Below are 26,360 nucleotides of genomic sequence, written 5' to 3'. Positions count from 1 at the left end.
CTTCCAGACCACAGCCCAGCGCTCCAGACAAGGAGATGTCCGTGTCACGACGCCTCGCGCGCCGCTGCATGACCGCCCTGCTCGGTGGCTCCCTCGTACTCGCCGCCCCGCCGCTGCCGGCCGCCGCGGCAGAGGAGGTCGCCGCGCCCATCGAGAACCCCGACGCCGCCGTGCCCGAGCTGACGACCGCGGCACCCGCGGCAAAGGCTCCCGACCGGTGGACGGGGGTGCAGGTCCAGCACTTCCCCAAAGCACTCGCGGGCCACCCCGACGGGCTCCAGGCGGTCTCCCTGAACTCCGCGGGACCGGGCACCCTGACGACCCGGCTGTGGCGGGTCCAAAAGGGCTCGAAGACCACCGTGACCTGGGACGACAGTCCCAGCACCCACGCCGACTGCAAGCAGAACGAGGTCGGTGACGGGCAACGCTACGAGGTGGTCGCACCCGGGCCGTCGGCCGGCCCTGCCGTGCCCGAGCAGTTCACCACCAAGGGCACGGACAAGGGCAGAGCGGCCTGGCAGTCGGGCCGTTCGTACTCCTTCACGGCCGAGGAGAACAACCCGAAGATCACCTTCGCCTCGAAGCAGCCGGACAAGGCGTCCAAGTGCGGCCCGCTGGTGACCCGGTTCCGTGCCCAGCAGGAGCCCGCGCCCGTACCGTACAAGGACAAGAAGCCCCAGCTTCCGATGCCCGAGGCGTACAAGAACCATGAGGCGGTCCCGCCCAAGGACGTCGTGACGGCATGCAACTCCGCCGACGCCTGCCGCTTCGAGAAGGACGAACGCTACTCCTTCCAGTACTACGACCGGCCGCGCATGGTGGGCCAGGCGTACATCAACTGCACCCGCAACGCCATCACCGACGAACGTCCGGTGGAGTGGCAGGAGTATCCCTACGACAACCTCACCCAGTACTTCGTGGCGGTGGAGAAGAAGCCCCTCAATCCGCGGCAGCCGCTCAACGAAAGCCTCAAGGAGATCGCCGTGCAGATCGGCGGCGGCTTCACCCGGGCCGACGGCAACCCGCTGGAGATGGCCACCACCAATCCCCTGCTGTGGAACCGCAAGGAACAGCGCAAGCTCGCCGTCACCGTCCAGCCCGGCGAGGTCAGCTGGGTCGAGGTACAGCCGGCCCGGGAGCGGCTCACCGGCACTCTGGTGAAGACCCCTGATCTGCGCCTGGACGTCACCGCGGATGCTCCGTCGGGTGCCTTCGGCGACCGCTTCTACCAGCGGACCGGACCGCTCAGCAAGGTCGAGTTGGCCCGCTGCGCCGACTCCCGCTACAACGTGCGGACCCCGGACGAGACGATCGGTGCCCCGACCCTGCGCGCCGGAATCCCGGTGACCGCACTGCTCCCGGTGGCCGCGCGTGCCTCGGACGCCGGGACCCGGGTCCGGCCGGTCACCCCGGTCGAGGAGTCCTGAACCCACTGACGTCGAGGAGTCCTGAACCCACTGACATCGAGGATTCCCGGACCCACTGACAAGGGCCGTGCGCCGAGCACGGTGAAGGGCGGCCGGATCAGATCCGGCCGCCCTTCACCCCCGTGTCGCGGGGGACGGATCAGCCGACTCGCCGCCAGGTCTTCCGGTTCGACTCCAGGACGTAGCGGCCGGTGGGCGTGCCCGTTCGGGGCGCGGGGGCGGTCCGTTGGAGGCTGCGGCGCTCCTCGTCGGGCTGGTTGGCCTCGGCCCCCTTGGGCCGCAGGGTCTGACACTTGTCAGGGTTGGTGAAGGTCTGTGCCACCACGGTGCTGGAGTTCACCGTGGAGGGGCCGTCCACGGCCACATTCCTGACCAGCTTGCCCGTGCCGTCCACCACGAGGTCCCCGGTGACGCGGGTCATCGCGTTCAGCGCACCGAACTGCAACTCGTCGTTGGCCTTGATGGTGAATGAGACCTCGGTCGTCTCGGTGTTGGTCATGCTCCAGGTGCGGTTCCAGGTGCCCTTGAACGCCGCGGTGAAGGCACCCTTCAGCGCGAGATGGATATTGCTCTTGGCGGCCACGGTGGTGCTGCCCGTCTCCGTCATCTGATCGGTGTTGGTGACCTGGTGCTCGACGGTGACGCTGTCCTTGGCAGTGCCCTCGACCTTGGTCTCCTGGTTGGGACCCTTGTCCTTGGGGGCGGTGTGATTCGTCGTGCCGGCCGTGGCGGTGGTCTCTTTGGTCGCGCTGGCCTTGTCGCTCTCCTCGTGCGTCTGCTGCGCCGAGACCGTGGCCGTGCCCGAACCGCTGACCTCGTTGTCGGTCGCCACCTCCCCCTCGATGGTGCCGCTGCCCGAGATCTCCCCACCGATGTTGTCGGTGCTGCCGGACTCCAGCGTCACCGTCCGCTTGATGGTCATCGGTTCACTGGTGCAGTTGATGGCGCCGTTGGCCACGGAGTGCACGGCGCTGGTGAATTCACGGGAGCGCTTCGGATCGAGCCGGAACGAGCAGCTGTGTCTCCCGGGCCGGCCGCACAGCTGTGTCACTTCCGACACCGCCCCGAGGGCCCGCTCCCCGTCGAAGGCCCGAGCCCTGGGCACCGGACCGGGAGGGCCGCCGCCGTCCCGCGCGGTGGCCACCGCGGGCGCGACGAGGGACAGGGTGAGAACGGACAGCGCGGGAACGACCAGTGCCGTACGGCGGACCAACTGCCGCCGGGCGGGGTGAAACGGTGCGGGGTGGGCCATGGAAGTCTCCTTGTCATCGCCCGGACCTGGGCGGCTGTCCTGACGGCACATCACACCGGTCGCGGGCAGACGTCACCGCGGGCATGTGCCCGTGGCGGTATCTCCATCGTCAGTGGCCCTTGCGCGCGTTGCGACCGCTGCTCCCGCCGACTACGCCAATCTGCCCTGCTGGTAGGGCATACGGGCGGCGCGCCGGGCACGGCGGATGTCGTTCCCCGGGTACCGGGTGGGCCCGTGCCACAGTGGCCCCGCTCTGTGGCGCCGGGCGTCACACCTTCAGCACAAGGAGTCAGGGTATGGCCAAGAAGAAGACCCGACTGCGGGTCAGGAACACGAGTGGACACGTCAAGAACGCGACGGCGAGAGTCGTCGCCACCCTTCACAGCATTCCCGACGGTGAGCCCCTCGAAGGCGAGGACATCGAGTTCTACACGGGCGACGGCGACGACTCCGTCGGTTCGGCACGGACCAACGACCGTGGTGAGGCGGAGCTCAACGCCGGCAACAACTACCTTCAGCCGCTGAAGTGGGGCAGGGCGCTGGAGGGCGGCGTCAGCGCCGAGTACTTCGGCAGCGCCGAGTATCAGTCCCACCCCCGGGTGAGGGCGACGATGGAACCGGGCGCCTAGAAGAAGCGATCGTGCCCGCAATGATCGCGACGGCGGCCTCGATGAGGTTGGAGGTGGTCGCGGCAGCGACCACCAACCCCTGTGGGTGAACCAGCGGCGTTCGTCCGCCACTTGTCATGGCTCGGGTTCCCCGCCGGGCGTCTGCTCGACGGCCGGCTCGGGTGCCGCGATGTCGGCCTGGGCGAAGAACTCGTCGGCCCCGGAGAAGAGCGGGGGCATCGGCCGAAAGACGCTCGGCCGATGCCCCGCAGCCGTCGCCCTGGAGCCGCTTACCGCCTGACTGTTCAGCACGGCGAGAACGTTCTTCAGCAGGGCACGCTTGTGTGATGACAGGGCCTCGAAGGTATCCGCGTGACGCGCTATCAGCTGACGCTGCAGGGCGGTCTCGGCCGCGTGCCAGTTGCTCAGCAGGCCCGACGACTGTTTGCAGCGCACGTCGGTCCGTGCCGTCTTCTTCTCCCGCTCGGTGATCGTGGGGCCTTCGAGGTTCCAGCGTGGATCACCGATCGCGGCCGACGGATCCGTATAGGGATGGCCGGCCTGGTTCATGCACGTTCTCCAGCGCTTTCGCGCTTGGGTGACGGTCGGGTCGTTCTCGGTCCTCACCAGAGTTTCGGCGCTCTGGTCGGCGAACCAGGGGAGGTCGGCCTCCGGTACACCGCGGGCGAGCAGGGAATCGGTGTGACGGTAGCAGCCGGGACTCAGGTCCGTCCCGTATAGCGCTGCCTCCTCCTCCGCGCTCAGGGCTTCGCCCCACCCCGTAGTGGCGCCGCTGTCCCGGCTGCCTTCCCCTTCCGGTAAGTGATAGCCGTAGAGAGCCGCCGCGCGGTCGTCCGCGACCCCGTACCGGCGGCTGTTGTCATAGGAGTCCGGCGGCTCGGGGCCGGTGTCCGGGAAATCGAGACTGACGTCACGGCCTTCGAGGCAGCGCTCGGTCAGCACCCGACGAGCCCGATCGTGCAGCCAGGTCTCGCGTGCGGTCCACTTGTACGTATCGAAAGGCAGCACCAGCTCCGAGGCGTGAGAGGTGCCCTCCCGAAGGGACGGGCCGGCAGCGCTGTGCTCCGGCCGCTGGTCGGGGTCGGAGCATGCGGCGAGTGCGGTGAGTGCAGCCGCGACAAGAGCGACAAGTGCGGTGATGTGTCGACGATCCACAACGCGTTCCTTCACTTCTGCCGAGGAGCCCGGGAACCGCTCATGGAGCGGACCCCGGGCTCATTGAAGCGGCGAACTGTCAGCGGCAACGGGCGAATTCGGCGGATGAAGCCCTGTTGTCCCCGATGGCGTTGTTGGCGAGGTATCCGTCATCGGCGCCGTCGGAAAAGCCCGAGCGGTCCCCCGTGTAGTTGGGGTCCTGGTAGAGGCACACCGACCCGCCGGTCCGGTTCTTCACCGAACTGGTCTCGTCGTTCATGTCATCGTCGGTGAGCCACCCATTTCCGTCCCTCCAGTGGTTCCCCCGGAAGTCGCTGTCGTTGTGCGTGATGTCACGCCAGTGGTTGGTGTTCCCCTGGTTGAAGTCATTGTTCTCGAAGAGGCAGAAGTTGGGTGCCACGCAGCTTCCCGCGAGGATCCGCGGGGCATCCGCCTGCGCGGTGGTGGTGAGGCTCAAAGGCAGCAGGAGTGCCACCACAGCGGGTACGAGAAGTCGAGCTTTGACATGCATGGAGTCTGTCCTTTCGGTTCGGTTGAGCTTGCGATCACGAGGTAGCGGTGCACTTCTCCCCGGGCTTTGCCGAGGTCTCGGCGCAACTGACCGGGGGACCGATCTGCCATGCGGCCCCCACTCCTACTCGATCCGCGCGGGGGCCGGCCCGGTCACCTCCCCATGTTCACGCCGCGGGCCGTCCCGTCTGTGTGCCCCGCCTTGCCTGGGGTACGGCGTACCTAGGGACCGCGAACTCCAGGAAGGACAATGAACTCCATGAGGAAACAAGGAGAGTTAGGGAACTTTCTGCGCTCGCGCCGAGCGAGAATCCGGCCCGAGGATGTCGGATTCGCCTCCGGATCGGGACAGCGCCGGGTGCCCGGTCTTCGGCGGGAAGAGCTGGCGCATCTGGCGGGTGTGAGCGTCGACTACTACATGCGACTTGAGCAGGGCCGTAACCACAGCGTCTCCGACGCGGTGCTCGGAGCCGTGGCGGACGCGCTCCGACTGGACCAGGACGAACGGGACCATCTGTTCCGGCTCGCCCGCCCCCACAACGTGGCCGGGAAAACGCTCGACGGCGACGGAGCGCGCCCGGAGATACAGCAGTTGCTGGACTGGATCAGCGCCCCGGCGCTCGTCATGGGACGCCGGATGGATGTCCTGGCCTGGAACCAGCCGGCGTGCGGGCTCATCACAGACTTCGGCCGACTGCCTGCGCGTGAACGCAATCTGCCGAGGCTTCATCTACTCGACACGACGATCGGCGGGCGCTATCCCGATCGCGACATGGTCGCCCGCGAGGTCGTGGGGCAGCTGCGGATCGCGGCCGGAGTCGTCCCCGACGATCCCGAACTGTGGGAGCTGGTCAATGAACTGAAGGCAGGCAGCGCGGAGTTCCGGCATCACTGGACGCAGCACACGGTGCGAACCAAGGCATACGGACTCAAGCGCATCGACCATCCGGAACTCGGCTCGCTCACCCTGTCGTACGAGATCACCCGCTTCCCCCAGGACGCGGAGCTGAGTCTGCTCGTCTATACGGCGGCTCCGGGGACGCCGGAGGACAAGGCGCTGCAAAGCCTGGCGGTTTAGAGGTGGCGCGGAAAGGGGTGCGGTCAGGGTCGGCGGTTCGGGCGTTCGTCCCAGCGGTGAGTCATCCATGCTTGCCGGATCAGGCTGCGCACGGTGATGACCGTGTCGGTGAGGTCGAAGAATGCGTTGACGACGGGGGCGCGCCGCTCGTAGCAGCGGGCGCGCCGGTGGAAGGCGTTCTGCCATGCATGGGTGCGTTCGACGGCCAGCGCTGACTGGCGTGGATGGGCGCCTTCTCGCCTTTGTGCGCGATGGGGCCGTGCGGGCGCGTTCGAGCTTTTCAGGCCCTGTTTGCCGCGGTCGACCGGGGAACGCCCGGCCACCTCACCGCCTCCTGGAGCTTCGGTGATGGAGCCGTCTACGGCGATCTGGTCGAGGACGAGACCGACGATCCGGTCGTAGGCGTTGAGGGCGATTTGCTTGAGTCGGGCGAAGACGCCCAGTCGTATCCATTGGTCGCGGCGGCTGCGGATCATGGTGGCCGAGCAGGTTGTGTCGGCGATCGCCTCGTAAGAACAGCCGAAGCGCAGGAGTTGCAGCATCTCGTCGAAGATGATCCGGTCGCTGATGCATCGGCGGTGGCAGCCAAGTGGATGATCCGGGTGGTATTCCGGGCGCTCAGGCAGCAGGACCGCGAATTGGTCCCAGAGCGGCTCGGTCAGCCATGATGGAAGCGTAGGCACGGGTCTTGTCGGTGATCACAGAGCGTCAGCAACTCCGTGATCAACGGGACCTGTGCCCGCTCGGCTACCTACCTTCCCAACCGCGCCTGTCCGCGCGGCCGAACGGCGTTGTCAAGCTTACGGTTACTTGCGCCATCCACTCCCGTGCCCGCCGTTTCCGGCGCTTCAGCCGGTCGTGTTCCCGACAGGCCCGGCGAACCAGGGTGGTCGACCTGCCCCCTCGACAACGCGCGTGCCGGCAATGGCTGAGGAACTCTTCCTACGGAGCCTCTGCGCACGGATGGCGAGAGCGTGGCCACTCAGATGCTGTTGGCGATGCGCTCGTGGTCCCGTTCGCCCTCGCGGGTCTGGATACCAGCGGCGAGCAGCTTGTGGGCGAGCTCGGTGACCTCATCGCCGAACGCCGCGAACAGACCCTCGTTCTCAACGGCGTACGCCGCATGAGGAATCGGCTGCGCGACCGCGTCGACCGCAGCCTTGGTAATGGGGATTACTTCTGGCCGCAGGCCGGCGATCCGTCGGGCGAGGGTGTCGACGAAGGAATCGAGTTCCGCGGCGGGCAGGGCACGGTTGATCAGACCGTACCGTTCCGCGAGCTCCGCGCCCACGAGTTCGGCGCCGAGGATGAGCTCCAGCGCGCGGGCCCTTCCAGCCAGGCGCGTCATGTTCACCGTGCCGCCGCCTCCGGGGAGGATCCCCATCAAGGACTCAGGCTGCGCCTGCCCCGACGTGCCGATCGCCGCGAATCGCATGTCCAGGTACATGAAGAACTCGTTGCCCGCGCCGCGTGCGAAGCCGGCGAGCTTGCCGATGGTGATCTGCGGCAGTGAGCGGACCTCCTCGCTCATCGCCTGGAGGATGTTCAGGCCCTCGGGGATGGCCGAGCCCGGTGCGGCCGCGATCGCGGCGCGAGTGGCTGCGGGCAGCGCGTCGGGGTCGGTGAGGTAGGCCATGTCACCGTGCGCAACGAAGAACTCCGGGTCGGCACTCTCGAAGACAATGACGCGGACGTCGGCGTCGTCCCGCACACGCGCGACGAATGCCCGGAGCGACGGCAGGAGGACCGCGTCCATCAGATTGAGCGGCGGGTGATCGATTGTCACCGTCGCGACCCCGTCCGAGACGTCGATCGTCAGGGCGGGAAGGTCTTCGTAGCTCATGAGGTGGCTCCATTTCGCGGTAAGGGACGGCCCGTGACCCGACCGGGCCGTCCGGCTGGGGACAGTCGCGAATCGCAGCATCACGACTGACACTGAGTATCAGGTTAGGAACCTGTGCTCGAAGAAGCAAATGAGTGTGTCGGAGTACACTCGTCCCCATGAGCGCAGCGCCAGTCGGTACCCGTGAGATCAGCCGCCACGCGGTGCGAGCAGAGCTGGCCCGCGTCGCGTTCAACCGGTTCTGCCTCACCGGCTTCAACCAGGTCACCTTCTCCGACCTCTCCGAAGCCGCCGGAGTGTCGCGGAGCACCTTCCTGCGCTACTTCGGCACCAAGGAAGACGTGGTCCTGTTCGTCTTCGACCCTGTCGGTGACGTCATCACTGACGCGCTCGATGCCGAGCGGGCCAACCAGGACGACTGGAGCAGGCTGCGCAACGCCATGGAGTCGGCCGTGACGTTCCTTGTACGCGACGTCCAGGAACTCGTGACGATCCTCGGCCTCATCGAGCAGACCCCAGCCCTGTGCGCACGCCTCCGCGAGAAGCAGACCGAATGGCGACCGGAGATCGTCGCCCGACTGCAGAAGACAACCCCCTCGACCGTCGGCTCATCGATCATCGCCAACGTTCGCGTAGCCGCGGCGCTCGAAATCCTGTGGATCGTCCTCGCGCAATGGAGTGCGAGCGACGGCCAAGAGGACCTTGGCAAACTGCTGGACGCTGCGTTCGCCGCCTTCTCGACCCCGACCTGCCAGCAGACGGACGCTCCGTCGTAAAGGGCCGCGGCGGCGGCTTCCTCGGCGGTGCCGAAGCAGCCGAAAGGAGTGGTTGACCCGGCGGCGGTGATCGCGTCGTCGGAATCCAGCCCCGGCCGCGAGTGCGGGAGTGTGCCGATCCGGCCGACGTGGACGGTGTCCACGCGCAGTCATGCGGGCCGGCGAGGCCCCCGCAGCGCCTGTCTGCGCGACCTCTTAGGTGTATTGCCGCACTCCGAGATCGCCGTGCCCGCGACGGCTCGACCAGCGCCGGGGGAGGGCTACGGGCGCGACGCACGCGCACCGGACGCGGCCTCGCCGCGCAGGCGACCGAGTGAGCCGCCGAGGTGTCCGTACCGCGGGGAAGGCGTCCGGCGCCGCCGGAGTCAGCCCGACTTCGGCGGCTTCTGCGTGTCGAAGGCGAAGACGGTGTTCTTGGCCGCGGTCACGATCAACGCACGCCCTACGACGGTCACGCGCGGGCTCGTGCCTTGCTCGCCCGTCAGACCGTCGGCCTGCGGATCTGTTGTCCACAGAGATCTGCCGTCGTGTGGCGACAGCGCGACCACCCGGCCGGTGGCCGAGCTGAAATACAGTGCGTCGGCTCCCGCCGTGGGGCCCGACGCGCCCTCCACGCCCGTCTGCCGCGACCACTTCGTCTTGCCGGTCGCGGGGTCGAGCGCCGTGACGAGACCGGTCTGCCCGCTCACGTAGACCGTGCCGTCCGCCATGCCGGGCGTCCCCGCGTATGTCTTCGCCAGCCGGGAGTATGTGACCTTCCGCGAGGCCGGGTCGACCCGCGCCACCCCGTCGTATCCGGCCAGCGCCGTTCCCTCCATATGTGCCAGAAGGAGTACGAGCTCGCCGTCGGCGACGCCCATCGGGACGGCGGGGCCGTTGACCGCGATGGGCCCGCTCAGTTTCCCCGAGGCGCGGTCGACCGGGTACAGAGTGGGGTGGCGCACCTCCAAGGCGTCCACCTCCGTATTCGTCGCGCACATAGCGAAGAGCTGTGGGCCCACTGGGACGGGAGCGCACTGTGTGCCTGAGGGGAACGGCGTCGTCCACGTGACCTCACCGCTGTGCGCGTCCCGGGCCTCGAAGCGGGAGTTGGAGGCGTCGACCGTCACGACGGCGGAGCCGACCACCAGGGCGTCCCGAGTCCGGCCCGTGACGGCCGTCGACTGGGCGCCGGACGGCACGGACCACAGCTCCTGGCCGGTGTTCGCGTCGATGGCCACCACCTCGCTCGGAGGGTCCTGTGGGGCGTCCTCGGCGGCGAAGCGGTAACCGAGCACCGTGTCGTCGGTGGCGCCCACCAGGTGCATGCCCTGGACGGGGACGCCCGGGCTCTTCGCCGTCCACACCCGCGAGCCGTCCTGGGCCCTGATACGGGTCGCGACAACACTGCCGCCCCCGCAGAACACCGCGTCGCCGCGCGCGACGCACCGCAGCTCGTCGGGGATGTCCTCGCGACCGCCCGGCACGGTCTCGCGCCACGGCTCGAAGCCCGCCGGAAGTGCGGCACCGGACGCCGCGACACCGGGCGCCGCAACGCTGTTGCGGCTGTCGTCGCCGTTGTTTCCTCCGACGCCGCCCGCCCGCAGCGCGGCGACTCCCCCGCCGATCGCCGCCACCGCGACCGCGGCGGCGAGCACAGTCCGCCATCGGCCGCGCAGACGGCGGCCGATGGGGGTGCCCGTGCTCCCTGTATCGGGACCGGCCGGTGCGGCGGTCGGGGCAGTCGGCGCCGGGCTGGCAGGCGCCGGGGTGGCAGGCGCCGCGAAGTTATGCTCGGTGATCATGTCGCGGGTGCGGCCCGCGCCGACTCCGTTCGTGTCGGTCCCGCCGACGTCGGCAGGCAGATCGCGCAGCAGCACCAGGAGTTCGTCCGCCGAGGGGCGCCCCCCGGGATCCTTGTCCAGGCACGGCTCGACGACCGCGCGCAAGGCCGCCGGCACCGAATCCAGCGACGGCTCCTCGTGCACCACCTGATACGCCGTCAGATAGGGGCTGTCCGCGTCGAAGGGCCCGTGGCCCGTCGCCGCGTACACCAGCAGTGTCCCCAGGGAGAAGACATCGGACCGCGGCCCCACACCACGCGGCGCCTGCAACTGTTCCGGCGACATGAAAGGCGGCGTGCCGATGACCCGTCCTGTCATCGTCAGCGTCTGCTGGTCCACGGCGCGCGAAATGCCGAAGTCGATGACGCGCGGGCCTTCGGGCGAGAGCACGACATTCGAGGGCTTCAGGTCACGGTGGACAACGCCCACCCGGTGGATGTCGCGCAGCGCCTCCGCCAGCCCGATGGCGAGCCTTCTCAGCTCCGGCCCGTTCAGCGGGCCCTTCGCGGCGATGTGCTGGGCGAGCGTGTGTCCCTCGATATAGGTCGTCGCCATCCACGGCTGCTCGGCCTCAGGGGCAGCGTCGACCACGGCGGCGGTGAACGCGCCGCTCACCCGCCTCGCGGCCGCCACCTCCTGCCGGAAGCGGATGCGGAACTCGTCGTCCCCCGCGAACTGCTGGTGGATCAGTTTGATCGCGACAGGTCGCCCCGAACTCGTACGGGCCAGAAAGACCGTGCCCATGCCACCCGAGCCGAGCCGCGCCTCAAGCGGATAACCGCCGATCTCAGCTGGATCGCCTACGCGCAGCGACACTCTTCCCCACCTCCCGTCCCCCGTGTACCACGGGCCCGCGTACCTGTCCTGCAACAAACTAGCCGAAGGGCTGTGGGGCAGACGGACCCGGGCAGCGCGGAGGCGGCGGAGCGGGGCGTACTTCAGGTTGGCCAGGTGGCCCGGAGGATCCGTTCGTACGGGTCTGCCGAGCCACCCACCGGTACGTCAGGCCGTGTTGGCGTCGCCTCGGCGGCGGAACCACCACAGACCGCCGCCGATGAGGGCGAGGACGACTACCACGAGGGCGGCGATCAGGACTGGACTCGATCCGTCGTCCTCCTTGTCGGCCGTCGCGGCTTCGGCGGGCGTGGCCGACTGCTTGTCCGTCGGTTCGCTCGCCGCCGGGCCGGCCGGCTCGGTCGTGCTCGGCTCCGCGGCCGGGCTGGGACTGGCCGGCTTTGCACCGGGCGCCGCGGGCTTGAGTTCAAGCATCGGCGCGGGGCTGCCGTGCTCGCCTTCCGCGGGCTCTTCCAGTTCGATCCATCGGTCGACGCGCCCGTCGCTGTAGGTCTGGAGCGTTTTGAAGGCCAGGGACTTGGCGTCCGGTAGCTGTCGCACGGTCACGGCGTAGGCGGCGTCCTTACCGACGGCGACCTGGGGGCCGCCCACGATGTAGCCCCGGTCCGTGGCTTCGAGCTTCCAGCCCGTGGGGCCCTCTTTGTAGGTGACGTCGGCCGGCGCGATGCCTTCGGGCAGGATCACCTCCAGCTTGGCGATCCGTGCCTTGTCGGACTCCGTCTCGGCGGTGAAGTTCAGGGCGACGTTCTCGGCGAGAGCGCGGGCGTCCTTCGCCTCGACTTCCACATGCGCCGACGCCGGAGCGGCGAGAGCGACGGAGGCGGCGAGAGCGAGGACGGTGATGGCGGACAGGCGTCGCGCGGTGTGCGGCGCGGTGAATCGGGACACGGGTAACTCCCATGATGGTGACGGGCGTACGGGCACGCGGCAGCGCGCCCCGAGGTCAGGTGGCCGGGACGGGTCCAGCCGGAGGACCTCGGCGCACCACCGCGTGCGCCAGTACCAGGGAGTTGTGCGGGGGTGACTGCGCCCGCGCTCCGACGGGTCGCAGAACGCGCGGCACGGTCGGCGGTACTCCTGCCGGGATCAGTCGTACGAGCACCTCGACGATCACATCGCCGAGGTGTTCTCCGGCCGCCCGGCACGCGGCGTCCGCTCGCTGCAGGCACCACGCCACCAGAAGGGCGGCCGCTATGTGCGCCGCGGTCATCGAGGTTCCGTGGTGCCCCGAGTGCCCTACCTCGTGGGCGTCGAGCGCCGCGTCATGGCCGGTCATCATGTGCGGATCAGTCGCCTGGTGCCCACCCGCCCGCGCGAGCCAGAAGTGCAGGGCGGTCTGTGTGGCTCCGGTGGCCGACATCACGGCGGGCAACGACCTGGGCCTGCGGACGGCAGGCATGGTCAGGAGGAAGAGCAGGACGAGCGCGACCGGGACGCTCCGCCAGGGCACTGGATGCCCTGAAGCCAGATGGTGTCCGGTGACGGCCAGCCCGGTACTCACCAGGGCGAACACCGCGGCGCGGACAGCCGCGACCGGCGCACCGGCCGGCGGGTCCGAGCCGGCCCGGCGCGCAGCGCGCAATCCGCTCGTCCACGACATGGCGGCCCCATCATGCGGCATGACCACCGGCTGCGGGTACGGACTTCCGGTATGTCATACGGCGTCCGGGACACGGATCGCTTCTCGGCCACAACTCAAGCCCGTCACACGCCGGCCCGCTCTCCCGGCGGCGTTCCCGCCCAGGCGTCCCACTGGTGGCTGAGGGCCTTCCCGCGAGCGGACACACCTACGATGTGTTCATGCCCGGACGCGCAGAACCCTCACCAGCAAGCGACGCGCATCAGCACACGCCCGGCGTCCGTGAGCTCGCCGCGGCGGCGTCGGTCTTCTCCCTGCTCGCCGACCCCACGCGGCTGCATCTGGTGTGGCTGCTGACCCGTGGTGAGTCGGATGTGACCGCGCTGGCGGAGGCGTGCGGGGCGGCGCGGCCCGCGGTGAGTCAGCATCTGGCCAAGTTGCGGCTGGCGGAGCTGGTGCGGGCGCGCAAGGACGGCCGTCATGTCGTCTACGCGCTCACGGACGGACACCTGCGCCGCCTGGTCGTTGAAGCGATCAGTCATGCGAACCACCAGGTCACCGGCGAACCCTGGCACGACTGAGCACTCCCGCGGATTTCCTCCTGGCCGGATCCGGGTCTAACGTGTGCATGGATGCGCACACGTGCACTAGATTGACGAGCGTATCCCGACAGCCGGTCTAGGGAGCACGTCGCATGCTCGTTGTGCTGCGCAACCGCACGTATCGGCATCTCTTCACGGCCCAGGTCATCGCGCTCGTTGGAACCGGTCTCGCCACGGTGGCCCTGAGCCTGCTCGCCTACGACATGGCCGGCGCGGACGCGTCCGCCGTCCTCGGCACGGCCCTGGCGATCAAGATGGTCGCGTACGTGGGCGTCGCCCCGGTCGTCGGCGCGTTCGCCGACCGGATACCGCGCCGTGCGCTGCTGGTGTCGATGGACGTGACCCGAGCCGGTGTGGCGCTCTCCCTGCCCTTCGTCACCCAGGTCTGGCAGGTCTACGTCCTGGTCTTCCTGCTGCAATGCGCCTCGGCGGCCTTCACTCCGGCGTTCCAGGCGACGATTCCGGACGTCCTTCCCGAGGAGCGCGACTACACCCGCGCGCTGTCTCTGTCGCGGCTGGCGTACGACCTGGAGAGCCTGTTCAGCCCGGCGCTGGCCGCCGCGCTGCTGACCGTGATCTCCTACAACTGGCTGTTCGCCGGCACCACGGTGGGCTTTCTCGCCTCGGGGGCACTGGTGGTCTCGGTGCTGCTGCCCCGGCCGACGCCGGTCGAACGCGGTGGTGGCGTGTACGCGAAGGCGTCCTTCGGTACGCGGCTGTTCCTCGCCACCCCCAGACTCCGTGCCCTGCTGGCGCTGGACCTGGCGGTCGCGGCGGGCGGCGCCATGGTCATCGTCAACACGGTGGTGCTGGTGCGCGACAACCTGGACCGGACCGTCGGCGACGTCTCGCTGGCGCTGGGCGCCTACGGAGCCTGATCCATGATCGCCGCGCTGTCGCTGCCGCGAGTACTCGACCGCGTCAATGACCGTACGGTGATGCTGCCCGCGGCCTTCATCCTGACCGGGGTGCTGATCGCCCTTGCCTTCGGTACCACCGCTGCTCCCGGTCTCTGGGCCTGGCCCGCCCTGTTGGCCGCCTGGACGGTGCTGGGCGCCACGTCCTCCGCGATCCTGACTCCCAGTGGACGGCTCCTGCGACGCTCCGCCACGGCCGCCGATCTTCCGGCCGCCTTCGCCGCACAGTTCTCACTGACACACAGCTGCTGGCTGCTCACCTACCCACTCGCGGGCTGGCTGGCGTCAAAGGGGGGCATGCCCATCGCGACCGCCGCACTGGCCGCTGTCGCGCTCTCCGCCGCCGTCACCGCACGGGTCATCTGGCCGCGCGAAGACCCCGACCAGCTCGACCACCTGCACGACGAACTCCCCGCAGAGCATCCGCATGTACGGGACGCGATCCCCACCCGTGACGGATGGTGGCACGGCCACGACTACCGCATCGATTCCCTGCACAGCCGCTGGCCCTCACCCCGCCGGGCCTCCGAGAGCGTCTGACCGCCGGGTTCCACGGAGGCCCCGGGAGATCAGTCTTCGAGTTCTCGCCGGACGCGGCGGGAGGGGGCGAAGGTGTAGAGGTCGAGGATCTCGGGCGGGTCGGCGAGTCCGGGGCCACCGTTCTTCACCCAGGTGGTGATGTCCGCGACGGCGTCGAGGTCGTTGACCAGGCCGAGCCAGACCGGGCGGCCACCGGCCCGGCGTCCCTCGGCGGAGGGCTGGATGACAACGACATTGGCCTGTTCGCAGGCGTCCAGGCAGTCGGTACGCCGTACGGAGGCCACGTCCGCCAACGACGCGCGCAGATCGGCCAGTTGAGCGACATGGTCAAGATGCGGGACTTTGGGGGTGCCGCAGCAACAGCCCCGGCAGACGGTCACGGTGGGACGCGCCGCCCCCGGCGGGCTGGCGGCCTTCCGGCTACGGCGGCTCATCGCGCGTCTTCCGTACCGGCGGGTGTGGCGGCGCGGCGCCAGGCCGCGTCGCGGAGCAGACGCAGGCCGTTGAGGCCCACGATGACGGTCGAGCCCTCGTGCCCCAGGACGCCGAGCGGCAGGGGCAGATGGCCGACGAGGTCCCAGATGACCAGGCCGGAGATGAACACCCCGGCGATGACCAGGTTCTGGATCACCAGGCGGCGGGCCGCGCGGGAGAGTGCGACGACGGCCGGCACGGTGGCGAGTTCGTCGCGGACGATGACGGCGTCGGCGGTCTCCAGGGCGAGATCGGAGCCGGCCCGGCCCATGGCGAGTCCGGTATGGGCCGCCGCCAGTGCGGGGGCGTCGTTGACGCCGTCGCCGACCACCAGCACCTTGCGGCCGGCCGCCTCCGCCTCCCGTACGGCCGCGACCTTGTCCTGTGGGAGCAGTCCGGCGCGGACGTCCGTGATCCCGGCCTCCGCGGCGAGGCGGGCGGCGGCTCGCGGGTTGTCGCCGGTGAGCAGGGTGGGGGCGGTGCCGGTCAGAGTGGTGAGAGCGGCGACGGTGGCGGCGGCGTCGGGGCGCAGCCGGTCCGCGATGCCCAGCACCCCGAGGGGGACACCGTCGCACTGGACGAGGACCGCGGTGCGGCCACCGTCCTCCAATTCACCCACGGCCAGAAGCACATCCGGGTCGGCCGTGTCGGAGTCGGCTTCCGTGAGGAGACGCGCGGGCGCGCCGACGGCGACCGTACGGCCGTCGACGACGGCGGTGACTCCGACGCCGGGGGAGGAGGAGAAGTCCCCTACGTCCGGGAGGACAAGGCCCCGTTCCCGCGCGGCGGTCACGATCGCGCGGGCGAGCGGGTGCTCGCTGGGATGCTCGGCCGCCGCCGCCAGGCTCAGCAGTCCGTCCTCGGTCAGCCCGTTCTCGGCCAGTCCGGCACCGGGCAGTCCGGCACCGGGCAGGGGACGGATGTCGGTGACACGGGGGGTGCCTTCGGTGAGTGTGCCCGTCTTGTCGAGAGCGACGGCGTCGATCTGGCCGAGCCGTTCCATGACCACGGCGGACTTGACCAGTACGCCATGGCGTCCCGCGTTGGCGATGGCGGACAGCAGCGGCGGCATCGTGGCCAGCACCACGGCGCACGGAGATGCCACGATCATGAACGTCATCGCCCGCAGGAGCGCGTCGGTCAGGCTCGCGCCGAAGGCCAGGGGTACGCCGAAGACCGCGAGGGTGGCGAGGACGATACCGACCGAGTACCGCTGCTCGACCTTCTCGATGAACAGCTGGGTCGGCGCCTTGGTCTCGGAGGCTTCCTCGACCATCGCGACGATCCGGGCGATCACCGAGTCGGACGCGTCGCGCTCGACCTTCACCCGAAGCGAGCCGGTGCCGTTGAGGGTCCCGGCGAACACCTCGTCCCCGGACTCCTTGGCCACCGGCAGCGGTTCACCGGTGATGGTCGCCTGATCCACCTCACTGGCGCCGTCCAGTACCCGGCCATCGGCGCCGACCCGCTCACCGGGCCGGATCAGGAGGGTGTCGCCGACCACGAGGTCCGCCGTGGCGACGGTCTCCTCCCCGCCGTCGTCCAGCAGCCGGGTCGCGGTCGCGGGCGCGAGATCGAGCAGGCCGCGCACGGAGTCCGCGGTACGGGCGGTGGCCAGCGCCTCCAGCGCGCCGGACGTGGCGAAGATGACGATCAGCAGCGCGCCGTCCATCACCTGGCCGATCGAGGCCGCTCCGATCGCCGCGACGATCATCAGCAGATCGACATCGAGGGTCTTCTCCCGCAGCGCCTGGAGCCCCGCCCAGGCGGGCTCCCATCCGCCGGTCGCATAGGCGAGCGCGTAGAGCGGCACCCAGGCCCATGCCGGGGCGCCGGTCAGTTGCAGGGGCAGCGCGATCAGGAAGAGGACCAGCGCCGCGGTCGCCCAGCGGGCCTCGGGCAGTGCGAACACGCGCGTACGACGCCGGGGAGCGGCGGCACCCCGCCCGGCCGTGACCGAGGCAGCGGGGTCGGTGAGCGTGGAGGACATGGAGGCGGATTCCTTCGGCAGCGGACGGCACGGAGCAGCGCATCCACCATACAAGAAAGAATGAACATGTCTTCATTTGTAGTCGGTGTCTCGCTGTTACTCACGATGCGTACCTAATACATGCTCGCGTGCGCGCATGTGCACATAATGGAGCGAGTGGGCAGTGTCCAACCCGCCTGCCCTGTACGCGAGGTCCGGAAGGTGTGAGTTGCCGTGAGCGAGACAAGCGCACCCCGGGAACCGCACGACCATGACCACGGAGGCCACGGACATGATCACGGTTCGGGCCGATGGGCGAGGATCAAGCATGGTGTCGCACATGTCGTGACCCCGCACAGTCACGAAGCCGCGGACAAGGTCGACCCGGCGATGGAGTCCTCGGCTCAGGGCGTGCGTACTCTGTGGATCTCGCTCGCCGTGCTGGGCGTCACGACGGTGCTGCAGGCCGTGGTGGTGGTCGTGTCCGGATCGGTCGCCCTGCTGGGGGACACGGTCCACAACGCGGCCGACGCGCTGACCGCCGTGCCGCTGGGCATCGCCTTCGTCCTCGGACGGCGGGTGGCGACCCGCAGGTTCACCTACGGCTATGGCCGGGCCGAGGACATCGCGGGCATCGTCATCCTGCTCACCATCACCGCGTCCGCCGTGCTCGCGGCCTGCACCTCGGTGGACCGGCTGCTGCATCCCCGTCAGATCCTCTACCTACCGGCGGTCGCGGCAGCGGCGGTCATCGGGTTCATCGGCAATGAGTGGGTGGCTCGCTACCGGATCAACACCGGCCGGAAGATCGGGTCGGCGGCGCTGGTCGCCGACGGTCTGCATGCCCGCACCGACGGCTTCACCTCGCTGGCCGTCCTGTTGGGCGTCGGCGGGGCCGCGATCGGCTGGCCCCTCGCCGACCCCATCGTCGGCCTGCTGATCACCCTCGCCATCCTCGCGGTCCTCAGGGACGCCGCGAAGGAGATCTTCCGCCGCCTCATGGACGCCGTCGATCCCGCCCTGGTCGACCGCGCCGAGGAGGCGTTGCGCGCCGTGCCCGGCGTGGTGGAGGTCGGCGAGCTGAGGATGCGGTGGATCGGCCACCAACTGCGAGCGGAGGCGGCTGTCGTCATCGACGGTTCCCTGAGCCTGTCGGCCGCTCATCAAGTAGCCGTCGACGCCGAGCACGCCCTGCTGCACGCCGTCCCCCGCCTGACGGCCGCCCTGATCCACCCCGACCCGACCTGTACGGACGGGGAGGACCCGCACGCCACTCTCGCCCACCACGGCAGGGCGGGGTGATCGCGGCCCTGCGTACCCGCCGCTGACGGTCACTGCCCTGTACGGTCCGCCGCGGTACGCGTGGCTTTGTTCACCCGAATCATGGGCAGCACCGCTTTCTACCGCTTTCTCCGCGCCACCGGCACCTCGCAGGGGGCCACCGAGCTCGCGTGACAGAGGAATCCGGCGCGGAGCCGGTGCCGGATGGTGCCGAGAGTCACCGCCGTCGTTCGTCTCTACGATGTTGGCGTCGGCCATCAATTCGGTGGCCAGGCAGGGGTTGAGACCACCGGGGGAGTGTCTTCGAGGTCCCGTCCGCGCGGCGCTGTGTGGTGCGCACGCTTCCTAGGGCAGTGCGGGAGGGGCGGGCTCCGTCGTACCGCGCCGCGCCACGAACACGAACTCCCTGCCCGGTCGGTCGGGTGCGTCGCGTACGTCCTCGACGACGAAGCCGTGCTCGTGCAAGTCCCGTTCGATCTCCGTACGTTCGCGGAAGCGCAGTGTCGATTCCGAGGTCAGTACGTCCCCGTCCGCGGCGAACACGTGCGTACCCCGGAAGCTCACCAGCGGCAGGCTCACGTCCGTCAATTCGGCCCAGGTCTCGACGTGGCCGACGCCCGGGATGTCCGTCACGCGGTACGTGGTCTCGCGCGTCCACTCCGCCCACTCCTCCCACACGCGCCGCGCCGGATCGCGCGTCTCGAAGACAAGCCGCCCGCCGGGCCGCAGCGCCGCGTACGCGCCGCGCAGTGTCGTATGCCACGCCTGGGGATCGGCGATCGCCTGGGCGACGTTCCCGGTCATCGTCACCAGGTCGGTCCGCATGGGCGGCAGGTCCCCCGCGTCGCCGTCGAGCCAGCGCACCCGCTCCGCGCCCGGTTTGCCGCGCGCGACGTCGACGGACGCCCGCGCGGGATCGATTCCGGTGACCGTCATCCCGCGCTCGGCGAGCAGCAGTGCGAACACGCCCGTACCGCACCCGATGTCCAGCACGGACCGTGCGCCGAACTCCTCCGCCATCGCGAGATACGCGTCGAGATCGCCGCGGTCCGGATCGAGTGGGTCGTAGATGGCGGCGAGGCGCGGATGCCCGAAAGATGCGTCAACCATGGAGGCGAACGTAGATGACCCGAGCCCGTGCGGCCACCGCATTTTCGGGTGACGGCGCCGGGCGGGCGCGGCGTGTCCGCCGGGAGTCCGCGATCCGGCGCGAACCGCGGACTCTCAAGGCGGCGCGCTCCGGCGGGGAGCGCACCGCCGGTCAGCCGGTTGCCCGCGATTCCAGCATTCCCCTGGCCTCGGCGACCACGGCTGGGTCGGTGACGAAGTACGTGTCCTGCTCGGCGGAGGCGCTGGAGGCGCCGAGGGGGATCCACGCACCCCCGCGCCGGGGTTCGGCGCGGCGCTTGGCGGAGAGGTGGACGGCGGCGACACCGGTGGCGGTCAGGGCCGGGATGTCGGCGGGGCGCACCCCGCCGCCCGCCATCACCTGCACGCCGGGCGCGGCCTCGACCATGGCGGCGAGCGCGGCGAGTCCTTCTCCGGCGGCCGGGGCGCCGCCGGAGGTGAGCACCCGGGTGAACCCCAGGGCGGGCAGCAGCGCGGCGGTGGCGACCGGGTCCGCGGACACGTCGATCGCGCGGTGCAGGGTCACCTCGACGGGGCGCCCCGCGTCATGAGCCGCCGCGGCGAGGCGGGTGACGGCGTCGATGTCGAGGCCACCGTCGGCGGTGAGCGCGCCGATGACCACGCCGGAGGCGCCGGAGGCGATCACGGACCGCACCTCGGCGACCATCAGGGCGATCTCCTCGGCGTCGTGGACGAAGTCGCCCGGCCGGCAGCGGACCAGGGCCTGCACCGGCAGGCCCACGGCGGCGACCGCCTCGACGAGGGCGGCCGACGGGGTCAGACCGCCCAGTTCCAGGCCGGTGCAGAGTTCGACGCGATCGGCTCGGTGGTCGAGGGCGACACGGGCACCGGCCGGCGAGGTGACGGCGATCTCCAGTGCGGGCCGGCGGCCCGGTCCGGCCGGTCCGGGCCGCCCGAGTCCGGCGATCTCGTCGGCCGCCACCGGTGCCGGAGCTCGGTCCGCACCGGCGGCGCGGGGCGGGCTGGGAGGCCGGGGGGTGTGGTCGGTCATTCGTCGTCCCCGGTGAGCGGCTGGTCGGAGGCCGGGATGATACGGGCCGTCAGGTCCGGGTCGGCCATGTCGCGGTCGAAGGGGAACATCGGGCGGCGGATGCGACGGTGGCCGAGGCGCACCAGGTCCTGGTCGACACCGCCGGGAGTGAGGGCCATCTTCCAGCCGACCGACATGTCGAACAGCTCGGGCTCCAGGTAGCCGATCTTGACGATCACGATGTCGGCGGAGCGCGGGTCGAGGTCGAGGTCGGTGAAGTCGTGCTCGTGGTGGTACGGCTTGCGCAGCCTGGTGAGGATCGCGTACACGCTGCCGGTCCGGATGACGACCTCGGTCTCGGCGTCCCGGTCGCCGTGCCGGATCGCGTGGACCACACCGGTGAGGGTGACGGGGCCGGCGTGCCGGTCGTCGACCTCGGCGCCGGCGGTGACGGTGACGGTGGCGCCGACCCCGGCGGCGACGGCGGTCTCGACAGCGGCGGGGCCGGGTACGGAGGCGTAGATGACGGTCGGCCCGTCCTCCCGCTGGAACTCGGGGCGCTCCAGCAGCCGGGTCAGGCCCCAGGTGACGTCACCGGCGCCGCCCGCGGTGGGGTTGTCGCCGGTGTCGCTGATGAAGTACGGCCGCTGGTCGGAGGCGAGGGCTTCGTCGAGAAGTCCGTCGTAGGTGCCGGTCCGGGCGACGAAGTCGAAGTCGTGGCGGGCGTTCCAGAAGCCCCGGGCGAGTCGTTCCGCCCCGGCCGAGACCGCCGCCGCGTCGTCGCCGGTGACGACCACGACGGCGCGGTTGCGGGGTTCGTCGGCCCAGGCGTAGCCGACCCAGATGGCGGCATCCGTCACGCCGTCGGTGGCCTCGATCTCGTCGATCGCCGCATACACGCTCTTCGCGGGTTCGATCCGGGTGGAGGTCTGCTCGCCGGCCAGCAGCACCGGGACCGGCACCCATGCCTTGACCGGGCGGGGGGCGCCGGACGCCAGCAGGTCGACCAGGTTGCGGACGGCACGCTCCTTGGTCTCCATGTGGTCCTCGTGCGGGGCCATCCGGTAGCAGGTGATCAGGTCGCTGCGGTGGGCGAGTTCGCGGGAGACGTTGCCGTGCAGGTCCATCGAGGTGGAGACGATCACGTCGGGGCCGACGGTGGCGCGGATCCGCGCCAGCAGCACGGCCTCGGCGTCGTCGATCCCCTCCACGGTCATGGCGCCGTGGATGTCGTACCAGAGGCCGTCCAACCGGGGCAGCGCGGCGACGCGCTCGATGAGCTCGTCGGTGAGCCCGGTCCAGGCGGCGGCGGTGACGGTACCGCCGGGCAGTGACTTGCCGACCAGCGCGCCGTGCCACTCGGCGGCCTCACGCAGTTCCTCGCCGGGGGCGAGGAAGGGGTACCGGTCGAAGATCTCGGCGCCGCGTGCGGGGTGGAAGGCGGGGGCTTCGGTGCGAGCCGGGGAGAAGGTGGAGGACTCGATGCCGAGCCCGGCGACGGCGATGACCGGGCGGGCGGCGGGGGTGCGGGTGTGCGACATAGCTCCTCGGACGGGGTGTGGTGCGTGAGGCTCGTTCCGCGGCCCGCCACGGGGGGCGTGCCGCGGACTTCGATACCCGGGCGGGTGCGGGGACTTCGGGAGCGCCCCTGGACAAGGCCCCTGGGCAAGCCCCCTGGACAAGGCCCCTGGGCTCAGCGTTCGGGCGCGGGGGCCGGGAATCGGTGGATCGTCCGGGAGCCGTGGTACGGGCCATGGCTCCCGGACGGTTGCTTCGTCGTGCGCAGGGACTAATTTCCGCGACAGTGAGGCTTTTTGCAGCGGCGTCAGATCCTTTCGCGGCCCGTGCCGGTGTGCTGCCGGTCGGCGCCGGGGGTGGCGCGGCCGATGTCGCCGAGGGCGCGGGTCAGGGCGAGCCGCAGGGCGAAGAGTCCGGCGCCGACCAGACCGGCGTCGGCGCCGAGACTGGCCCGCTCGATGGTGAGGTGTTCGGTCACCAGCGGGTGGCAGCTCTCGTAGAGCTTGCTGCGTACCGCGGCGACGAACGGTTCGAGGGTGGACAGGATGCCGCCGAGGTAGACGGCGTCAGGGTTGAAGAAGTTGACGTTCGCGGCGAGCACTTGGCCGAGGTGGTCGCCGGCCCTGCGGACGGCGCGGGTGGCCTCCGGGTCGGCGTCGGTGGCGAGCCGTACCACGTCCTCGGGGCTGGCGACGTCGAGACCGCGTTCGCGCAGGATGCGGACGAGCGCGGCGCCGGACGCCACGGTCTCCAGGCAACCGGTGTTGCCACAGGAGCAGGGGATGTCGGCCCCGCCGTCGATGCGGATGTGGGTGATGTCGCCGGCGGCTCCGGTGGCGCCCCGGTAGAGGCGGCCGTCGGCGATGACGCCGGCACCGATCGCCGAGCCGATCTTCACCATGATCGACTGCTGGTGCTCGGAGCGCCTGGCGCTCTGCTCGCCGACCGCCATGCAGTTGGCGTCGTTGTCGACGGCGACCGGGATCCCGAAGCGCTCCTCCAGCCAAGGGCCCACCGGGAAGCGGTTCCAGCCGAGCATCCGGGACGGCAGGACGACGGCGCCGGAGGCGACGTCCACCGGTCCGGGCAGGGAGAGCCCGACGCCCCGCAGCCGGTCACGTCCACGCCGCTCGGCGAGGGATTCCAGGTGCTCGACGAGCCTCGGCAGGGCGGCCTCGGGACCGTCGGAGACCTCGAACGGGACGTTGGTGACATCACGGACATCACCGCCCGGGAGCACCACACCGATCCGGGCATGGCGGCCGCCGACGTCGGCGGCGACCGCGTACTCGTCGTTGCTGCCCGCCCTGAGGACCCTGCGGGGGCGGCCGCCGGTGGAGGACTGGGTGCCCTCTTCGGCGATGAGTCCGCGCTCGACCAGCTGGGCCACGGTGAGGGAGATGGTGGAGGCGGCCGTGCCGAGGATTTCCGCGAGTTCGGCGCGGGACGACGCCTCGCCCGACGCGACGAGTTCGAGGACCCGTGTGGCGAGGGTGGTCGAGCCCTTCTGGGACACGCTCTTGGGGGTCTTGCGGTCCCGAGCACTTATTTCAGTCATGTACGAAGTAACTTCCGCAACGGTGGGTGTGACGGAGACAGTACGCCCGCCCGGACGGGTGGGGAACAGCCTCACGAAGAAAGTGGAGAACGTCGACGCGAGTGAAATCGCCTCAAATCGCTACATAGACACCTCCTGAGACAGCTGGAGCGGATGGGCGTGACGTTATCGAGATCGTGGAAACTTACTTTTTACTAATTCTTGTTTGTTTGTTCGTCCCGTCCGTCGTTGACTGTCGCCGTACGCAGCGCCGACCCCGCGGCGCCGACCCGGTCTCCCGGGACGTATGCGGGTCCTTTCACTCTGAGGAGAGTCATGTTCCTTGCTTACACGGCCGTCGGCCGCCGCTGGGCCCTCGTCGCGGGTGCCGCCGTCACCACCGGCGCGCTGCTCACCGGCTGTTCAGGCGGATCGTCGTCCTCCGGCTCGGCGTCGTCCGACACCATCAACTACGCCCTCCCGGCGAACTTCACGCCGAACTGGATCCTCCCGGTCGGCACCGCCTCGCACCTGAACACCAACAACTCCTCCATATCCCAGGCCGTCTGGGAGCCGCTGATCGCGTACGACGGCTCCACCGGCAAGGTCGGATGGAACAAGGACAACTCGCTGGCCACCGACGCGAAGTTCGCCGCGGACAGCAAGAGCGTGACGATCACCCTCGGCGATCGTCACTGGAGCGACGGCAAGCAGATCACCTCACGCGACGTGGAGTTCTGGTTCTCTCTGGTCAAGGCCAACAAGGAGGACTGGGCAAGCTTCAGCCCGGGCAAGGCGCCGGACAACTGGACCTCCTTCAAGACGATCGACGACACGCACTTCACGATCACTTTCGACAAGGCGTACAACCAGGAGTGGATGCTCGCCAACGAGCTGAGCATGATCCGCCCGATGCCGCAGCACGTCTGGGACAAGACCGGCGACTCCGGCGCCGTCTCCGACCTGGACCGCACCGCCGCCGGCGCCAAGAAGGTCTGGACGTATCTCAACAACGCCGCCAAGAAGATCTCCGGCTACGCGACCGACCCGTTGTGGAAGACGGTCAGCGGCCCGTACACCATCAAGTCGTTCTCCACCGCGGGCAAGGTCGAGCTGACCGCCAACGCAAAGTACGACGGCGGGGGCAAGGCCAACATCAAGAACGTCAATCTGCTGCCCTTCACCACGGCCGACGCCGAGGCGAACGCCCTGCGCGCCGGCACCGTCGACTACGGCTACATCAACGCCACCGACCTGAGCCAGGAGTCGTCCTTCAAGGCCAAGGGCTACTCGGTGAAGCCATGGACCGGCTGGGCGATCACCTACATGCCGTACAACTTCAACAACCCGACCATGGGCCCGGTGTTCAAGCAGCTGTACGCCCGCCAGGCGATCCAGATGTCGGTGGACCAGGCCACCCTCTCCAAGGTGGTCTTCAACGGCACCGCCGTCCCCACCTACGGACCGATCCCGCAGGGTCAGGACTCGTCCTTCGTCTCCCCGGAGCAGAAGACCAACCCGTACCCGTTCGACACGGCCAAGGCCAAGAAGCTCCTCACCGACCACGGTTGGACGGAACAGGCCGGCACCATGGTGTGCACCAGCCCCGGCACCGGCGACAGCCAGTGCGGCGCGGGCGTCGACAAGGGCACCAAGTTCGAGATGCAGGTGCTCTCCCAGTCCGGCTCGACCGTGACCGACAACATGATGAGCGCGCTGCAGTCGTCGTTCGCGAAGACCGGCATCACGTTCAGCATCAAGACCGCCCCGGTCAACTCCGTACTGTCGCAGTCCGGCCAGTGCACCGCCGGCGAGTCGAGCTGCACATGGCAGCTGTCCTTCTTCGGCACCGCGGGCAGCTGGTACTTCCCCGCCTACCCGAGCGGTGACTCGCTCTTCGCCACCGGTGGCGGTTCCAACTTCGGCAGCTACTCCAACGCCGAGGTCGACAAGCTGATCACCGAAACCACCACGTCCTCCTCGAACGAGGCGGTGCAGAAGTACAGCGCCGCGCTCGCCAAGGACCTCCCCGTGATCTGGCTGCCGGAGCCCGACTACCAGATCTCCGTGGTCAAGGACGGTCTCGGCGGCTTCGCCCAGGACTCCCTCGCCAACTTCCACCCCGCCATGTGGAAGTGGACCAAGTAAGCCCGGTCGGTGCCCGCGCGGGCCTGCGGAGTCGTCCGTCCACCCGGCCGGCCGACCCGGGGCCCGCGCGCACCCCCAGGGCGTGTCTTCAAAGTAGCGCCGTCCGCCCGCAGGGCGGGCCCGGCGCCCGCCGCGGAGCGGCTGATGTCACCGCGGTGCGTGCGATCGCAAGGCGGAGGGTCTCCCCAGTACTGGACGTACTGGGGTGATCCGACAACGCAGCGAGCGTGCGTGCCGGGCGTCGCCGGGCAGGCGGGACTTTGAAGACACGCCCTAGCGCCCCCGCCGCACTGGCACCCGCCACGCCGACACCCACGTCGCAGTGACG

The 26,360-nt window shown here is 69.8% G+C and carries 20 protein-coding genes and 2 pseudogenes; 8 read left to right on the top strand and 14 right to left on the bottom strand.

Features of this window, described 5'->3' with window-relative positions; genetic code table 11:
• The first annotated feature begins 41 nt into the window (after window positions 1-41).
• Window positions 42-1,427: a hypothetical protein gene (locus M1203_RS23980; RefSeq protein WP_249951845.1), complete on the top strand. Its 1,386-nt coding sequence runs from the start codon at window positions 42-44 to the stop codon at window positions 1,425-1,427.
• A 139-nt stretch (window positions 1,428-1,566) separates the two neighbouring features.
• On the opposite strand, the gene M1203_RS23975 is transcribed toward M1203_RS23980, so the two are convergent.
• Complete coding sequence (locus M1203_RS23975; RefSeq protein ID WP_249951844.1) at window positions 1,567-2,679, bottom strand: hypothetical protein; 1,113 nt, start codon at window positions 2,677-2,679, stop codon at window positions 1,567-1,569.
• A 296-nt stretch (window positions 2,680-2,975) separates the two neighbouring features.
• Here M1203_RS23975 and M1203_RS23970 point away from each other — a divergent pair, with 296 nt between their 5' ends.
• Entirely contained in the window at window positions 2,976-3,308 is a 333-nt protein-coding gene (locus tag M1203_RS23970) for a hypothetical protein (RefSeq protein ID WP_249951843.1), read from the top strand.
• A gap of 114 nt (window positions 3,309-3,422) precedes the next feature.
• Here M1203_RS23970 and M1203_RS23965 read toward each other — a convergent pair whose 3' ends face one another.
• Window positions 3,423-4,250, bottom strand: a complete 828-nt coding sequence (locus M1203_RS23965) for a hypothetical protein (protein ID WP_249951842.1) — start codon at window positions 4,248-4,250, stop codon at window positions 3,423-3,425.
• A gap of 292 nt (window positions 4,251-4,542) precedes the next feature.
• Window positions 4,543-4,974 (bottom strand): peptidase inhibitor family I36 protein, encoded by a 432-nt coding sequence (locus M1203_RS23960; RefSeq protein WP_249951841.1) that lies wholly within the window; start codon window positions 4,972-4,974, stop codon window positions 4,543-4,545.
• A 258-nt stretch (window positions 4,975-5,232) separates the two neighbouring features.
• Here M1203_RS23960 and M1203_RS23955 point away from each other — a divergent pair, with 258 nt between their 5' ends.
• Complete coding sequence (locus tag M1203_RS23955) at window positions 5,233-6,051, top strand: helix-turn-helix transcriptional regulator (protein WP_249951840.1); 819 nt, start codon at window positions 5,233-5,235, stop codon at window positions 6,049-6,051.
• A gap of 23 nt (window positions 6,052-6,074) precedes the next feature.
• Here M1203_RS23955 and M1203_RS23950 read toward each other — a convergent pair.
• Window positions 6,075-6,734 (bottom strand): annotated as a pseudogene (locus tag M1203_RS23950) (transposase).
• A 299-nt stretch (window positions 6,735-7,033) separates the two neighbouring features.
• A complete protein-coding gene (locus M1203_RS23945) occupies window positions 7,034-7,894 on the bottom strand; it encodes an enoyl-CoA hydratase/isomerase family protein (RefSeq protein ID WP_249951839.1) in 861 nt (286 codons plus the stop codon).
• A 158-nt stretch (window positions 7,895-8,052) separates the two neighbouring features.
• Between M1203_RS23945 and M1203_RS23940 the strand changes: the two genes are divergently transcribed.
• The gene (locus M1203_RS23940) at window positions 8,053-8,670 is read left to right on the top strand and encodes a TetR/AcrR family transcriptional regulator (RefSeq protein ID WP_249951838.1); all 618 of its coding nucleotides are present in this window, start codon (window positions 8,053-8,055) and stop codon (window positions 8,668-8,670) included.
• A gap of 365 nt (window positions 8,671-9,035) precedes the next feature.
• Here M1203_RS23940 and M1203_RS23935 read toward each other — a convergent pair whose 3' ends face one another.
• The 3 genes from M1203_RS23935 to M1203_RS23925 form a co-directional block, all read right to left on the bottom strand.
• Window positions 9,036-11,309 (bottom strand): serine/threonine-protein kinase, encoded by a 2,274-nt coding sequence (locus tag M1203_RS23935; RefSeq protein ID WP_249951837.1) that lies wholly within the window; start codon window positions 11,307-11,309, stop codon window positions 9,036-9,038.
• A gap of 186 nt (window positions 11,310-11,495) precedes the next feature.
• A complete protein-coding gene (locus tag M1203_RS23930; RefSeq protein ID WP_249951836.1) occupies window positions 11,496-12,236 on the bottom strand; it encodes a DUF1775 domain-containing protein in 741 nt (246 codons plus the stop codon).
• A gap of 55 nt (window positions 12,237-12,291) precedes the next feature.
• On the bottom strand, window positions 12,292-12,948 hold the full coding sequence (locus M1203_RS23925; protein ID WP_249951835.1) for a hypothetical protein: 657 nt from the start codon (window positions 12,946-12,948) through the stop codon (window positions 12,292-12,294).
• 200 nt (window positions 12,949-13,148) lie between these two features.
• On the opposite strand from M1203_RS23925, the gene M1203_RS23920 reads away from it, so the two are divergent.
• On the top strand, window positions 13,149-13,508 hold the full coding sequence (locus M1203_RS23920; RefSeq protein WP_249951834.1) for a metalloregulator ArsR/SmtB family transcription factor: 360 nt from the start codon (window positions 13,149-13,151) through the stop codon (window positions 13,506-13,508).
• Window positions 13,509-13,621: 113 nt separating this feature from the next.
• Window positions 13,622-14,986 (top strand): annotated as a pseudogene (locus M1203_RS23915) (MFS transporter).
• A gap of 29 nt (window positions 14,987-15,015) precedes the next feature.
• On the opposite strand, the gene M1203_RS23910 reads toward M1203_RS23915, so the two are convergent.
• Window positions 15,016-15,420 (bottom strand): (2Fe-2S) ferredoxin domain-containing protein, encoded by a 405-nt coding sequence (locus M1203_RS23910; protein ID WP_249951833.1) that lies wholly within the window; start codon window positions 15,418-15,420, stop codon window positions 15,016-15,018.
• The gene (locus M1203_RS23905; RefSeq protein WP_249951832.1) at window positions 15,417-17,450 is read right to left on the bottom strand and encodes a heavy metal translocating P-type ATPase; all 2,034 of its coding nucleotides are present in this window, start codon (window positions 17,448-17,450) and stop codon (window positions 15,417-15,419) included. Before M1203_RS23905 ends, M1203_RS23910 begins: the two co-directional genes overlap by 4 nt.
• 213 nt (window positions 17,451-17,663) lie before the next feature.
• On the opposite strand from M1203_RS23905, the gene M1203_RS23900 reads away from it, so the two are divergent.
• Window positions 17,664-18,731, top strand: coding sequence for a cation diffusion facilitator family transporter (locus M1203_RS23900; protein WP_374403769.1), 1,068 nt, complete (start codon window positions 17,664-17,666; stop codon window positions 18,729-18,731).
• Between the two features lie 324 nt (window positions 18,732-19,055).
• On the opposite strand, the gene M1203_RS23895 is transcribed toward M1203_RS23900, so the two are convergent.
• The 4 genes from M1203_RS23895 to M1203_RS23880 all read right to left on the bottom strand — a co-directional run bounded on the left by M1203_RS23895 (window position 19,056) and on the right by M1203_RS23880 (window position 23,905).
• On the bottom strand, window positions 19,056-19,820 hold the full coding sequence (locus tag M1203_RS23895; protein WP_249951831.1) for a bifunctional 2-polyprenyl-6-hydroxyphenol methylase/3-demethylubiquinol 3-O-methyltransferase UbiG: 765 nt from the start codon (window positions 19,818-19,820) through the stop codon (window positions 19,056-19,058).
• Window positions 19,821-19,971: 151 nt separating this feature from the next.
• On the bottom strand, window positions 19,972-20,850 hold the full coding sequence (locus tag M1203_RS23890; RefSeq protein ID WP_249951830.1) for a copper homeostasis protein CutC: 879 nt from the start codon (window positions 20,848-20,850) through the stop codon (window positions 19,972-19,974).
• Entirely contained in the window at window positions 20,847-22,370 is a 1,524-nt protein-coding gene (locus M1203_RS23885; protein ID WP_249951829.1) for a M81 family metallopeptidase, read from the bottom strand. Before M1203_RS23885 ends, M1203_RS23890 begins: the two co-directional genes overlap by 4 nt.
• A 284-nt stretch (window positions 22,371-22,654) precedes the next feature.
• The gene (locus tag M1203_RS23880; RefSeq protein WP_249951828.1) at window positions 22,655-23,905 is read right to left on the bottom strand and encodes an ROK family transcriptional regulator; all 1,251 of its coding nucleotides are present in this window, start codon (window positions 23,903-23,905) and stop codon (window positions 22,655-22,657) included.
• A gap of 315 nt (window positions 23,906-24,220) precedes the next feature.
• Between M1203_RS23880 and M1203_RS23875 the strand changes: the two genes are divergently transcribed.
• Complete coding sequence (locus M1203_RS23875; RefSeq protein ID WP_249951827.1) at window positions 24,221-26,032, top strand: peptide ABC transporter substrate-binding protein; 1,812 nt, start codon at window positions 24,221-24,223, stop codon at window positions 26,030-26,032.
• Window positions 26,033-26,360: the final 328 nt, after the last annotated feature.

Source organism: Streptomyces sp. 35G-GA-8, assembly GCF_023534745.1.
In the GTDB taxonomy this organism is placed as follows: Bacteria; Actinomycetota; Actinomycetes; order Streptomycetales; family Streptomycetaceae; genus Streptomyces.
The sequence above is the reverse complement of the archived record's forward strand: the minus strand, read 5'-3'. Positions and strand labels throughout refer to the sequence as shown.

Excerpts from the sequence above, each read along its gene's own strand:
- M1203_RS23880 (WP_249951828.1), bottom strand. The coding sequence starts at position 23,905 with ATGACTGAAATAAGTGCTCGGGACCGCAAGACCCCCAAGAGCGTGTCC.
- M1203_RS23895 (WP_249951831.1), bottom strand. The coding sequence starts at position 19,820 with ATGGTTGACGCATCTTTCGGGCATCCGCGCCTCGCCGCCATCTACGAC.
- M1203_RS23910 (WP_249951833.1), bottom strand. The coding sequence starts at position 15,420 with ATGAGCCGCCGTAGCCGGAAGGCCGCCAGCCCGCCGGGGGCGGCGCGT.
- M1203_RS23875 (WP_249951827.1), top strand. The coding sequence starts at position 24,221 with ATGTTCCTTGCTTACACGGCCGTCGGCCGCCGCTGGGCCCTCGTCGCG.
- M1203_RS23885 (WP_249951829.1), bottom strand. The coding sequence starts at position 22,370 with ATGTCGCACACCCGCACCCCCGCCGCCCGCCCGGTCATCGCCGTCGCC.
- M1203_RS23920 (WP_249951834.1), top strand. The coding sequence starts at position 13,149 with ATGCCCGGACGCGCAGAACCCTCACCAGCAAGCGACGCGCATCAGCAC.
- M1203_RS23940 (WP_249951838.1), top strand. The coding sequence starts at position 8,053 with ATGAGCGCAGCGCCAGTCGGTACCCGTGAGATCAGCCGCCACGCGGTG.
- M1203_RS23925 (WP_249951835.1), bottom strand. The coding sequence starts at position 12,948 with ATGTCGTGGACGAGCGGATTGCGCGCTGCGCGCCGGGCCGGCTCGGAC.
- M1203_RS23905 (WP_249951832.1), bottom strand. The coding sequence starts at position 17,450 with ATGTCCTCCACGCTCACCGACCCCGCTGCCTCGGTCACGGCCGGGCGG.
- M1203_RS23955 (WP_249951840.1), top strand. The coding sequence starts at position 5,233 with ATGAGGAAACAAGGAGAGTTAGGGAACTTTCTGCGCTCGCGCCGAGCG.
- M1203_RS23970 (WP_249951843.1), top strand. The coding sequence starts at position 2,976 with ATGGCCAAGAAGAAGACCCGACTGCGGGTCAGGAACACGAGTGGACAC.
- M1203_RS23945 (WP_249951839.1), bottom strand. The coding sequence starts at position 7,894 with ATGAGCTACGAAGACCTTCCCGCCCTGACGATCGACGTCTCGGACGGG.
- M1203_RS23975 (WP_249951844.1), bottom strand. The coding sequence starts at position 2,679 with ATGGCCCACCCCGCACCGTTTCACCCCGCCCGGCGGCAGTTGGTCCGC.
- M1203_RS23890 (WP_249951830.1), bottom strand. The coding sequence starts at position 20,850 with ATGACCGACCACACCCCCCGGCCTCCCAGCCCGCCCCGCGCCGCCGGT.
- M1203_RS23960 (WP_249951841.1), bottom strand. The coding sequence starts at position 4,974 with ATGCATGTCAAAGCTCGACTTCTCGTACCCGCTGTGGTGGCACTCCTG.